Genomic DNA, 13,113 nt, shown 5'->3' with positions numbered 1-13,113 from the left:
CACGATAATTTCCCCCAATTATCGTGTTTTTTTTATTCTCATTTTGCATCTTTCTCAAAATAGCGCTAACTTGAACAAAACAACAAATATGGACAATCAATGGCACAGTCGGAATGGATGGTATTGTGGCTATGCGCACTGGCCGCATTATTACATGGCCTGAGCGGTTTCGGCTTTCCCATGATGAGTACCGCCGTACTCTCTACTCAACTCCCGCTCAGCCTCGCTGTCACTTTGGTCATTCTTCCCTGCCTCATTTTAAATTTAATTCTGCTAACTGCTCACCCTCAGTATTCAATATGGCAGAGCATTCAACACTACAGCATAAGATTTTTCCCCCTTATTCTAAGTAGCTTAGTTGGCAGTCTGCTTGGGGTAAAACTTTTATTGTGGCTCAATGAAGGTTATTTAAAGCTTTTACTTGGCATAGTGATGGTGCTGTATGTGATTGATCAATTACGACAACATTCATTCACCGTCAGCCCGTCAGTGCTCAATATGCTGATATTCGGTCTGTTAGCAGGCTTTATCGGTGGTGCTACCAATGCAATGGCACCATTTCTAATGATGTATTTACTCAGCTGTCAGCTGAGTAAAACCGATATTGTGATCGTGAGTAATTTAAGCTTTATCGCCAGCAAATTGATACAACTCCTTCTACTTTACCCAATTTTGGTCAATATTGATGAGCATCAACAACTTTTAGTCATGTTGATCTGTGTTTTTGCAATATTTGGGGTATGGATCGGCGGACTGATCAGGCAACACATCTCTCAACAGTTTTTTAAAAATACAGTATTGATCCTATTACTTTTGCTCGGTATTCAAGCCCTGTGGCAAAGCTATAATTTATTAGAACAATCGATTTCATTGTTTAAATAGTATATTTTGAAAAGTGATAAGGATATTCATTCTTCAGAATTAAGAAGTTTAATACATGCAACTATAAAACCTATAGCGACATTCAAAAGGAGCGAATATGACGGAACAACTCGCGACCCCAACCAACATGATGCCTAAAGGGCTCATCAAAGGTTGGGTGTTGATATTGATCGCCGCTTTTATTTCTTATGGACTCTATCAAGTCTTACCCTATGATGAAAATGCCAATAAAGGTTTGGCATTACTCTGCTTTATCGGCATTTTATGGCTGACTGAGGCCATCCACATCACGATTACCGCCCTATTGGTACCCGTACTCGCAGTTCTTCTCGCGATGCCTATGGCTAAAGGCGATGAGCTTATACCAATCACAACACAAGCGGCATTAGCTACATTTGCAGATCCTGTGATTTTTTTATTTTTTGGTGGCTTCGCATTAGCGACCGCGCTGCATATTCAAAAGCTCGATAAAAAAATTGCGATGTGGATCATCTCTATGTCTGGTGGTCATCTCGGCATCTCTGTAATAGCGATTTTTGCTGTAACAGCACTTTTATCTATGTGGATTTCAAATACGGCGACTGCAGCAATGATGCTTCCACTTGCCCTTGGTTTACTTTCACATTTAGATGTCAGTCGAGATCGAAAAACATTTGTTTTTATCCTGTTAGGTATTGCCTATTCTGCAAGTATTGGTGGCTTAGGGACCATGGTTGGCTCTCCACCAAATGCAATTGCAGCAAAAGCTTTAGACTATGATTTTGCAGATTGGATGAAAATCGGTTTACCGATGATGCTTCTTATTTTACCTGCCATGCTCTTGAGTCTTTATCTGGTACTTAGACCTAAGCTCAATCATAAAGTGCAATTTGTGACTGAGGATATCCCTTGGACAGGCACCCGAATTGCAACAATGATATTGTTTGTCTGCACAGCTATCGCTTGGATCTTCAGTAAAAAGCTCACCGATACTTTTGGTATCACTCAACCTGATACCTGGATTGCTGTGTTAGCAGCATGCTTGGTCGTGATTATCGGTACTGCAACATGGAAACAAGTCGCTGAAAATACAGATTGGGGCGTCTTATTTCTATTTGGAGGTGGTTTAACCCTCAGTGCAATTTTAAAAGATTCAGGCAGTTCATTGGTGCTTGGTCAAACGCTTGCCAATGCCTTTGGTGATGCCTCCCCACTCCTCATTATTTTCGTCGTCGCTACGTTCATTATCTTCTTGACTGAATTCACCAGTAACACTGCATCAGCTGCACTGTTAGTACCAGTATTTGCAGCGATTGCAGATCAAATGGGCATGCCTAAGGAAATTTTAGTTATTGTGATCGGCATTGGTGCTTCTTGTGCATTTATGCTTCCTGTTGCGACACCACCGAATGCGATTGTGTTTGGTACTGGCCATATTCAACAAAGTGAAATGATGAAAGTCGGGTTCGTCCTGAATATCATGTGTATTTTCTTGGTTTCCCTGTTTATTTACTGGTTCTTTATCTAAGTTTAAATAAATCCAGATTCCAAATAAAAAGCACCCTTGGGTGCTTTTTAGGACAATCTAAAACAGTTTTAAGCTCTCATTTTAAAATGGTTTAGTTCCTGATTCAGGGCAGCGATAATATCTGCACGGCTAATAATTCCGACCAGACGCTGCTCGCTCACTACCGGGATATAGTTAAAAGAACGTTCCACAAAATAGGGCACCAGATCCTGAATCGGCTGCAATGGCTGCACTGTGACTACCTTGCGGGTCATAATATGTTTGACCTGATGTTCCCAGCTGCTGCGCACATCTGCAGCACGTTTAAACCATTCTACCACCTGATACATGGCCAGCGTTCCCACCAGCTTGCCTTCCGCATTAACCACCGGCAGGCTCATCAGGTTCATCTGCTTAAACTTGTCCAGTGCATGCTGAATATCATCATTGGCATGCAAGGTCACCACGTCTTTGGTCATAATGTCCTGACAAGTAAACTGGTTGACCGCACGGGCATTGGCTCGGTCCTGCGCTTCCAGAATAATCTTTTGCAGGTCATATTCACTAATGTCCAGCAGCTCGGTTTGCTGATCTAGTACTTCCTGAATATCTTGCGGCTGAATAGTGACTTTCTGGGTCGGGGTCGGATCTTTGGAACGGGTATTCAATTGCGCCTGCTGCGGATAACGCTTGCCAATCATTCGATTAAAGACGATCGCAATTACCATCAATAAGATCGAATTCAGCAGCACCGGATAGAAAACGAAAGCATAGCCGAGTTCATGGACCGCATTGCCGCCGAGTACCGCCGTAATGGCGACAGCACCACTGGGTGGATGTAGGGAATCTGTGGTCATCATCAGGATAATGGCCAAGGCCACCGCCAGACTAAAAGCTTCAGTCGGACTGGCAATAAACAAGGCACAGGTCACACCCACTACCGCAGCAATAGTATTACCTACCAGAATATTCCAGGGCTGTGCCAAGGGACTGGCCGGAACTGCAAACAGCAGCACAGATGAGGCCCCCATCGGCGCAATATACCAGGCTTCAAAATCACCCAGAATCCATAAACTCAGTAATGACGATACCGTGAGACCCAGTAGTGCCCCAATACCGCAGAGTAAACGGTCTTTGAGTGGAAGAACTTTAAAATTCGGTTTTAAGGTATTGAGCCAGTCAAGATTGGAATGGAACACGGCGCGCCTGATTTTAATGTTTACAGATTTTGCGCATTATAAAACTAGTCGCTTTAAAGATGTATTCATTTTATATCTTTTAATTACACTTAAATGGATGCTGTTTAAAAAGCCAAGTCTCTCTCCAGGCAACAGTCATCCATCTAGTTCTCTTTTACGGTTCAACTCCTCATAGGATTTTCAATAAGATCATTCATGTCAGGTAATTTTAGCCTCAGCGCCGCTATCGCATTCAGGTTTAATCAGAGGCTCGATTTTAAGCAGCTCGACCTGACCATAATAGGTTGAGAATGCCACATCTCCGGCATCTACCCCGGTGCCAATGCGAATCAGCTCGTCGACTGGAGCTAAACGGGTCGGATCAAACTGCACCCATCCTCCTTCCAGATAGGCTTCAAAAATGGCATGAAAATCAGGTAAAAACTTTTCAATTTCCACATAACCGACTACCATGCGTGCCGGAATTCCTAAAGCACGGCACAGCGCAATGCCTAAATGGGCAAAGTCACGGCATACCCCCGCCCGGTGGATCAGTACATCCGTCGCAGTCGTAAACTGGTCAGAGCAGCCAGAGACATAAAAAATATTGTTATAAATCCACTGTTCGATGGCTTTTACACGCGTATAGCCGGGTGTCATCCAGCCAAATGAGCGTTTCGCCATTTCTAGTAATAAATCTGAATTGCAATAGCGGCTGGCCAGCAAATAAGGTAGTACTTCATCTGGCAGGTCTGGAATTTTGACTTCATTCAGGTTTTGTCTCAGATCAACAGGAATGCACGGCTGACGGGTAACTGTCGCGCTATAATTCAGTTCAAATGCCTCACAAGGCTCGAGTTGCAACCGGATATGACGGTTTTGATGCTGAGCATCCCGAAATTCATGCCATTTGACCGGCATATTCATGGTGAGCTGTTCTTCGAGAATATTCTGATCGGGATGATGGGCGACCTGAACCATAAAAATAAATTCGGTAGGTTGCACAATCTTGTATTTCAAATGACACTGAATTTGGTAAGTGGTCATGAAGTTCCTTATTATTAGGCATTATTATATTGTGTGAAGATTTAACTAATTCTAAGACCGCAATCGTATGAGATCAGTTTAACTTTATCGCGCTTCAGTGAACAGGATGCTATACATCTGATTTATTCCTGATTTTTAGATCTCACCCCATTGCTGATCTAGCATAAAATTGCAGCAAAGCCGCGCAAAATCTGGCATGAATCAAGACCATTTTAATTTTTTCCAAAATATTTTCAGCGTATTAACCCTTTGCCACTCCCCTGTAAAATCCTTATAATCAAGCACAATTTTTCTCTAATTTTAAGTGGATGACCATGAGTCGCGCCATATCGCATATTGATACCTTCCAAGGCTTAATTCTTGCCTTACAAAACTACTGGGCGGAGCAAGGCTGCGTCGTGTTACAGCCTTACGACATGGAAATGGGTGCAGGTACATTCCACACTGCAACTTTCCTACGCGCATTAGGGCCTGAAACTTGGAACGCTGCATACGTTCAACCTTCACGTCGTCCGAAAGACGGTCGTTATGGTGAAAACCCAAACCGTTTGCAACATTACTACCAATTCCAAGTGGTACTTAAGCCAAACCCAGACAACATCCAACAGTTGTATCTTGACTCGCTTAAAGCGATCGGAATTGATCCCTTAGTACACGACATTCGTTTTGTAGAAGACAACTGGGAATCTCCAACGCTTGGCGCGTGGGGCTTAGGTTGGGAAGTATGGCTTAACGGTATGGAAGTGACGCAGTTTACTTACTTCCAACAAGTTGGTGGTGTTGAGTGCTACCCTGTAACTGGCGAAATCACCTACGGTTTAGAGCGTCTTGCAATGTACTTGCAAGGTGTTGATTCTGTATATGATTTGGTTTGGACCAAAGGTCAGTTCGGTACAGTCACTTATGGCGATGTATTCCATCAAAATGAAGTTGAACAATCCACTTATAATTTTGAATACGCACCTGTTGATAAACTGTTTGAACTCTTCGATTTCTATGAAACTGAAGCAACACGTTTAATCGAAGCAAAACTTCCACTTCCTGCGTATGAGCAAGTGGTTAAAGCGTCGCATAGCTTTAACTTACTCGATGCACGTGGTGCGATTTCTGTGACTGAACGTCAGCGTTATATTTTACGTGTACGTACATTGGCGCGTTCAATTGCAAATGCTTATGTGGCTGCACGTGCGGAACTTGGTTTCCCAATGGCAGAACCAGCACTACGTGATGAAGTATTGGCACAGTTAAAGGCACAAGTTGAAGCAGAAGCAAAATCTGAGGAGAGCAAATAATGTCTAAACATACCGTTTTGTTCGAATTAGGTTGTGAAGAACTTCCACCAAAAAGCTTAAAAAAATTACGTGATGCACTGCAAGCTGAAACTGTAAAAGGCTTAAAAGATGCAGGTCTTGCATTCGACTCGATCGAAGCCTATGCAGCACCACGTCGTCTTGCCCTTAAAATCGTAAACGTTGATGGCGCGCAAGCTGACACGCAAAAACGTTTTGATGGCCCTGCGAAACAAGCAGCGTTTGATGCTGAAGGCAACCCAACGAAAGCTTTAGAAGGCTTTATGCGTGGTCAAGGCATCACGGTTGATCAAGTATCGACATTCCAAGCAGGTAAAGTTGAAAAAGTTTGCTACTTAAAAGATGTGAAAGGTCAAAGCCTAGACGTACTTTTACCGCAAATTTTACAAGCAGCTTTAGACAACCTTCCAATCGCTAAACGTATGCGTTCTGCTGCAAGCCGTACTGAATTTGTACGTCCTGTAAAATGGGTTGTGTTGTTAAAAGACAACGACGTGATTGATGCAACAATTCAAGATCACAAAGCAGGTAACGTCACTTTCGGTCATCATTTCCATGCGCCTGAAGCAATTACTTTAACGCACGCTGATGAATACTTAGCGAAGTTAAAAGCGGCTTACGTTGTGGCAAACTTTGAAGAGCGTCAAGCAATCATTGACGGTCAAGTCAAAGCCTTGGCTGATGAAGTGAATGCAATTGCGATTGTGCCAAGTGACCTTCGTGACGAAGTGACTGCATTGGTTGAATGGCCAGTTGCGCTTCGTGCTAGCTTTGAAGAACGTTTCCTTGCTGTTCCTCAAGAAGCACTCATCACAACAATGCAGGACAACCAAAAGTACTTCTGCTTAGTAAACAGCGACAATAAACTTCAACCATACTTCATTACTGTGTCAAACATTGAGTCGAAAGACCCGACACAAATTATTGAAGGTAACGAGAAAGTGGTTCGTCCACGTTTGTCTGATGCTGAATTTTTCTTCTTACAAGACCAAAAACAACCGCTTGCTTCTCGTAAAGAGAAATTGGCGAACATGGTCTTCCAAGCAGAATTGGGTACGCTTTGGAACAAGTCTGAACGTATTGCAAAACTCGCTGTAGCACTCGCGCCTATCACTGGTGCAAAAGCGGAAGACGCTGAAAAAGCTGCGCTTCTTGCAAAATGTGACTTAACGTCTGAACTCGTGGGTGAATTCCCTGAACTTCAAGGGATTGCAGGCACTTACTACGCACGTCTTGAAGGCGAAAATGATGAAGTTGCTGAGTCTTTAGGTGAGCAGTATTTACCTAAATTTGCAGGTGACGTTTTACCTAAAACGAAGACAGGTACAACGATTGCCCTTGCTGACCGTTTAGATACGCTCACAGGTATTTTTGGTATTGGTCAAGCACCTACAGGTTCTAAAGACCCGTTTGCACTGCGTCGTTCTGCGATTGGTATTTTACGTCTAGTGACTGAAAACGAGCTTGATGTATCGATTGAAGATTTGATCAAACTTGCACTTGCTGCTTATGGCGATGTATTGAAAGATCATGATAAGACACTAAATGATGCTGTTGCATTCCTTGAAGGTCGTTACCGTGCGAAATACGAAGACCAAGGCGTAGCTGTAGATGTGATTCAAGCGGTTCAAGCGTTGTCACCAAAATCACCACTTGATTTTGATAAGCGTGTAAATGCGGTAAATCATTTCCGTGCATTACCTGAAGCGGCTGCGCTTGCTGCTGCGAATAAGCGTGTTGCAAACATTCTTGCGAAAGAAGCTGCACCTGAAGGCGCTGTGGTTGAAGCAAACTTGGTTGAAGATGCTGAGAAAGCATTGTTCGCTGAACTTGCGAAAATCACGCCTGTGGTTGAGCCATTATTTGCTGCCAAAGACTACACTGCTGCGTTGTCTGCACTTGCTGCACTTCGTGCGCCAGTTGACGCATTCTTTGATGGTGTGATGGTCATGGCAGATGATGCTGAATTAAAAGCGAACCGTTTACGCATGCTTGCTCAACTTCGTGACTTGTTTACGAAAGTTGCTGATATTTCAGTGTTACAGCACTAATCGTTACAGATTGTAATTGCTCAAAAAACTCGCTATCTTGATAGCGGGTTTTTTATTGAGTTGAAAATGAGTAAACAATTAGAAAAAGGCGAAATAGCTTTATTTAAATATAATAAATTACGTTTTTCTTTTGCCAACCTCAACGCAGGTGATCAACAAGTATTAACAAGTGATCCTTGGTCATTGATCAACTCTCATATTCAACAAAAAATTAAGAACAGTCGTGGAGAAAATAAACTCTTTTTAGAAAGAGCGCTTTACTTCTCCTCGCTAGCTGAATCATTTTATAAAGCTGCAAATAGTATTTTATTACAGACTAGAGCCACTCTTCTTTACTATGGGATGCTTAATTTAGTTAAATGCTTTTTATCCTACAAAAAAATTGAACTAGAAACAGTACATGAACATCATGGTTTAAATCTGCCCCTGGGAACTAAAGGTGAAATTCAAGTTAAACCAAACATTCAAAATGCCATTAATATTTTTTCAAGATTTTCAGAATTACTAGGAAAAAAAAATCTCTCAAATTGATAATATAAAATTCGAAGATGCTGTTCAAAATATTCCCGAGATTCATAGCTTGTGTCATGGATTAGGTCTTGTATCTAAACGAAAATTACTTCCTGTTCACATAGAAATTTTAACGAATTCTGATCGTAATAAATTATTTACAGAAGTCATAATTGATAATGAACAAAAAACAAAAGTCGATACTAATAAATTTTTGAAAAGTAATAGACGCTCATATTTTAGAGATGGTTACCCACGCGATGGTAAAATAGTATTTCGATCCATAAAGAAAAAACCCTTTAACCAACAGAATATTAATACAATTTATCAAAACATATTAAAAGAATATTGTGATTTTGATATAGAGCCAATTTTAACGAGTATGGGATATCGTTATTACGTTGATCTTACTTCTCCAAAACTTCCACATTTATCATATACATTATTATGCATGTTTTATCTTGGAACCGTTGCACGCTATAGACCTACTGAAGCGAATGACTTATTAGAAGGTACATTAAGACCTATTGTTAGTGAATTTGTTAATTTATCCCCTAATCAATTTTTATTTCAGTTATGTTCTATTTTATTAGAAAAAGAATGCGTAATGCCTTTTTCATCCATAACCCCTATGAGCACGATATAAGAAAATTATGTGCTCATAATAAGTAGTCATCTTTATTCCAAATCCCTATACTCAATTACAACAACACTCAACAAGAAAGAATGCGATGAAATTTAAAGGACTTATTAGTAGTTTATTTATAGCTTTTATCATCACTGCTTGCTCAACTACACCATCAAACCCTAACGCCCCTATCGTACTAGAACAACACAAAAACATCGCCGTAGAACCCATAACCAGACACAACATAGCCCGACTGATTAAACAAAAAGATAACTGCCTGATCGAATTCACTGGTAACTTTGCAACAGGTAAAGCCACTGAATACTGGTTCTTCCAAGGAGGGCAACTGATTTCGGCTCATTCAAATTTAGATGCAGATGTCGAAAACAAACAAACCGTGTTTGATATTCAAGATTCGGTGAAACAAGCCAATTTCAACGTGCTAAAAAACCACTTTAAAGCGAAAAATCTTCAACAGTGTGAACATTTCTAAGACGCTAAAAACCATTCATCTGATCACTCATAAACTACGACAGCACAATTGGCTAAAACCAATTGTGCTTTTTTAATTGGAATGAAGCTACTTCATGATTTCTTAATCACAGTACCTAATTGGCATAAATGCTCACAATTTATAATTTTCTTTAGAAATCAGATAGAAGAAATATCTTCTAAATTATGATTAATTTATATACAGTTGTATTTTTTAAACTGACCCAATCAATTTTTTTTATATTAAAAATAAAATACTTAATCAAAACATCATTGCCAATCCGACAAACAGCAAGACCCCAACTTGTTAGTTAAACTAAACAGTGATACAACATCAAAGCCTAATCTGAATTATCTTTTTTGATCAGATTAGGAGACATAAAAATAAAATGAATGGAACGATTTTGCTTTATGCATATTTCATTCTTCACTCAAGCACTACTAAAAAAATGAAAAACAAAAAGGAATTATGTAATGAAGTTGCTAAATTCTTTCTATGCTGCTGTTAGCATCGGTGTCACGATACTTGCGACCACCATTGGCATAGCGAATAAAACAATTAATCCAACTCCAAATGTGACACCAGACTTAAGCTATTTAAGTCCTCAACCCGACCCGGTGACCTCCCCAGATGTCACACTCCCAGGTACTCCCGTTGCATTAAAAAACACCCGACTCGGAACTAGACAATCTCCGAGTCAACCTCAAGTCCCATTACTTTCCAATGCCAATGCTCAATGGCAATTGTATGATCGACCTGCTGAATATCCTAAGTCGGTGACCTTACCAGCACAGTGGATTACCATGCGTGATGGAACGCGAATCGCCACTTATGTCACGCTCCCTGCGGATGAGTCAGGTCGTCCTATCAATGCAAAATTCCCTGTGATTGTTATTCAAACGGCCTATAGCGCAGGGGTTGCAGGTAAGGTTTCAGCAATAGCAGGTGGTGCAGACCCTGAAATGGTGAAACGTGGCTACGCAACAGTCGTTGCAGATGTTCGTGGAACAGGTAACTCTACAGGCAAGTGGGAAGCTTTTGGCAAAGTCGAACAACAAGATGCTTATGAAATTATTGACTGGTCAAGTAAACAAAGCTTCTCTGATGGAAATGTCGGCTTATATGGCGTTTCTTATTTAGGAATCACGGCGATGCTGGGTGCAGCGACACAACATCCAGCAATCAAGGCAGCGTTCCCAATCGTACCTATGGGTGATGCGTACCGTGATATTCTTTTCAATGGTGGACAGCTAAATACTAACTTCATTCCACTTTGGATGAGTTTGATTACACTGTTGGGTACTTTACCGATTGATACCTTGGTTCAAGACCCGATTACTGGAAAACTTACCGCACTCGATAAAATTATTAACAGTACAGAGTTCCAAATACCGCTTTTTGCCAATGCTCTAAAAGGCAAAGCTGATGCATTTGATAATGACTTTTGGCAAGAAAGATCGCTGTTAGAACAAGCCAATAATATTAAAGTTCCGACTTTTATTGTCGGGGGAACACGTGATTTGTTCCAACGCAGTGAACCGCTTTGGCATGAAGCATTAAAAGGTCATACCACAGTAAAAACCTTTATTGGACCTTGGACACACATTCAAGCCGCACAACTTTTCCCAAGTTTGCCTAAAGGTAATGTACCGCGTTTAGACAAAATGCAACTTCAATGGTTTGATCAATATTTAAAAGGCATCAACACTGGCGCTGAAACTCTACCTAATGTCACACAATGGGTGCACGGTTATGAAGATTATGTCGTCAGTACGGATTGGCCGCATGTAGCATTAGAACCTGATCGTTTATTCTTAAATACACGTGGAAATCTTGCAAAAGATCGACCAACGTCAAGCTCTGGTGAAAACTACTTATTACAAGCGCCAACTTTCGGTTTATGCTCAAGTACTGTTGAACAAGTTCTCATTGGTGCAACGTCTATCCTACCGTTCCCATGTCTGGAAAATAGCAACTTGGCGAATATTCCTGCTTCAGTCTTTAACTCAGTACCTTTAACTGAAGACTATTATTTAAATGGACCGATACAAGCTGACTTGTGGATTTCATCCAGCTCTAAAGACAGTGGTTTAGTCGTACGTGTATCCGATGTGGACCCAAGAACGGGCAATGCTAAAACATTAAGCACGGGTATTATCACAGCGTCCATGCGTAAAGTTGACGAATCACGTTCTCGTTATATCAAAGGACAAATGATTCAACCTTGGCATACATTTAAAGCATCGGATATTCAGCCTTTAGACAAAAACAAGCCAGTCTTGGTCAATGTTGAGATTCCAGCAACTGCTGCGCTTATTCCTAAAGGACATCGTATTCAAATTTCGGTGGTTTCCAGTGATGTATGGAAAGGCGTTGCCCCATTACCAAGTTTAACTTCATCGCTTTTGGGATCGATTTCGATCTATTCGAATTCACAATACCCATCAAGCGTGGTTTTACCAAAAGTCCCGACTCAATATCTGAAGCATTAATTTTTAGATTTCTTATAAACAGCGTCTGAGCATGAATCCATGCTCAGACTTTTTTTATGTTGAATATATTGGTTTGATCAACACCTGTCTTAGAATCGGAGGATAAACTTTACTTTTAATTTTGTTGTCCACGATCCAATTCACACGATGTAGCGTTGTATCCTAAGAGCCTTTAAGCGATACAAGATGAATAAAAATTGTAGCTTTAGTCATTAAAACTGCCGAAGCACAACGTTACGGATACATTTCAACATTGAAACAGCCCCATCGCTCATGTAGTTTGCTTGGAAACTGATAAAAAATTCAAAAGTTTTGTACAGATGAGGCGATTGAGTCACAGCGCCACCTATACAGAACCGAGAAGAGGATCCTTCATGAACATAATGAAAACGATGCTGGTAAGTTGTATTACGCTAAGCTCAGCAACTACATTTGCTCAAGACTCTACTTTAACAGGCAACAATCCTGCTTACGGTGACAATCCAAATTTAGCCAAAGTACTTGCAGTCAAAGCACAAGAGACTTTGCAAAATACAGCCAACACCGTTGATGATGCGACCAAGCGTGGTATTGCTAAAATCAAACCATCCGTCGATTCAGCTTGGCAAAACACCAAAGAATTCACCAATGAAAAAGCGATTGCATTACGTGACGGTGCTCGTCAAGGCGTGGATACAACTGTTAAATCTGTGCAGCATACTAAACAGAACCTCGTCGGTGCAGGTGGTGTTCCCATCGAAAGAGGCAGTTTGAGTCAACCCAACCCAACGACAGCACCTGCTGTCATAGCCTCCCCGGCTCCAACTACTGCATCGGTCGCTTTACCCGTTCAAGAAAATTCAGTCAACCTTGAAATTGCGCAATCAGCCAACACCACGCTAGCAAGTCAAACTCAAGCACCTGAAGCAGAACCGACCATTCAGCGTCAAAGTGTTGCTTTACCTAATAGTGGAGCTACCACCTCTAGTCCAGCTGTAGATGACAGTGATGCAGGTGTCCCACGTTAAACCCTGTCGTTTTATTCAAACCTAAGTGG

General features: G+C 41.2%; 11 protein-coding genes. 9 read left to right on the top strand and 2 right to left on the bottom strand.

Annotated elements, in window-relative coordinates:
* Positions 1 to 99: 99 nt before the first annotated feature.
* Both AC1M84_RS08595 and AC1M84_RS08590 read left to right on the top strand, forming a co-directional pair.
* A complete protein-coding gene (locus AC1M84_RS08595) occupies positions 100 to 882 on the top strand; it encodes a sulfite exporter TauE/SafE family protein (protein WP_481594839.1) in 783 nt (260 codons plus the stop codon).
* Between the two features lie 97 nt (positions 883 to 979).
* Positions 980 to 2,389 carry an SLC13 family permease gene (locus tag AC1M84_RS08590; RefSeq protein WP_035264209.1) on the top strand — a complete coding sequence of 470 codons (1,410 nt, stop codon included), beginning with the start codon at positions 980 to 982 and terminating at the stop codon, positions 2,387 to 2,389.
* Between the two features lie 68 nt (positions 2,390 to 2,457).
* Here the strand turns inward: AC1M84_RS08590 and AC1M84_RS08585 are convergent, their stop codons facing one another.
* Both AC1M84_RS08585 and AC1M84_RS08580 read right to left on the bottom strand, forming a co-directional pair.
* Positions 2,458 to 3,567, bottom strand: coding sequence for an HPP family protein (locus tag AC1M84_RS08585; protein WP_035264211.1), 1,110 nt, complete (start codon positions 3,565 to 3,567; stop codon positions 2,458 to 2,460).
* A 198-nt stretch (positions 3,568 to 3,765) separates the two neighbouring features.
* Complete coding sequence (locus AC1M84_RS08580; protein ID WP_035264213.1) at positions 3,766 to 4,593, bottom strand: transglutaminase-like domain-containing protein; 828 nt, start codon at positions 4,591 to 4,593, stop codon at positions 3,766 to 3,768.
* Positions 4,594 to 4,907: 314 nt separating this feature from the next.
* On the opposite strand from AC1M84_RS08580, the gene glyQ reads away from it, so the two are divergent.
* From glyQ to AC1M84_RS08545, 7 genes are all read left to right on the top strand, one after another.
* Positions 4,908 to 5,885 carry a glycine--tRNA ligase subunit alpha gene (glyQ, locus tag AC1M84_RS08575; protein ID WP_035264216.1) on the top strand — a complete coding sequence of 326 codons (978 nt, stop codon included), beginning with the start codon at positions 4,908 to 4,910 and terminating at the stop codon, positions 5,883 to 5,885.
* On the top strand, positions 5,885 to 7,954 hold the full coding sequence (gene glyS / locus AC1M84_RS08570) for a glycine--tRNA ligase subunit beta (RefSeq protein ID WP_481594838.1): 2,070 nt from the start codon (positions 5,885 to 5,887) through the stop codon (positions 7,952 to 7,954). The genes glyQ and glyS overlap by 1 nt, the downstream gene beginning before the upstream one ends.
* A gap of 66 nt (positions 7,955 to 8,020) precedes the next feature.
* Positions 8,021 to 8,485 (top strand): YaaC family protein, encoded by a 465-nt coding sequence (locus AC1M84_RS08565; RefSeq protein WP_481594837.1) that lies wholly within the window; start codon positions 8,021 to 8,023, stop codon positions 8,483 to 8,485.
* Positions 8,472 to 9,110 carry a YaaC family protein gene (locus AC1M84_RS08560; protein ID WP_481594850.1) on the top strand — a complete coding sequence of 213 codons (639 nt, stop codon included), beginning with the start codon at positions 8,472 to 8,474 and terminating at the stop codon, positions 9,108 to 9,110. The genes AC1M84_RS08565 and AC1M84_RS08560 overlap by 14 nt, the downstream gene beginning before the upstream one ends.
* An 85-nt stretch (positions 9,111 to 9,195) precedes the next feature.
* Positions 9,196 to 9,585, top strand: a complete 390-nt coding sequence (locus AC1M84_RS08555) for a hypothetical protein (RefSeq protein ID WP_481590077.1) — start codon at positions 9,196 to 9,198, stop codon at positions 9,583 to 9,585.
* A 473-nt stretch (positions 9,586 to 10,058) separates the two neighbouring features.
* A complete protein-coding gene (locus AC1M84_RS08550; RefSeq protein ID WP_481594836.1) occupies positions 10,059 to 12,077 on the top strand; it encodes a CocE/NonD family hydrolase in 2,019 nt (672 codons plus the stop codon).
* 374 nt (positions 12,078 to 12,451) lie between these two features.
* Positions 12,452 to 13,084, top strand: coding sequence for a hypothetical protein (locus AC1M84_RS08545; protein WP_481594835.1), 633 nt, complete (start codon positions 12,452 to 12,454; stop codon positions 13,082 to 13,084).
* The last annotated feature ends 29 nt before the right edge of the window (positions 13,085 to 13,113 follow it).

This window comes from Acinetobacter sp. 24-47-66, assembly GCF_056779755.1.
This window is presented reverse-complemented; position numbering and strand designations above follow the sequence as displayed.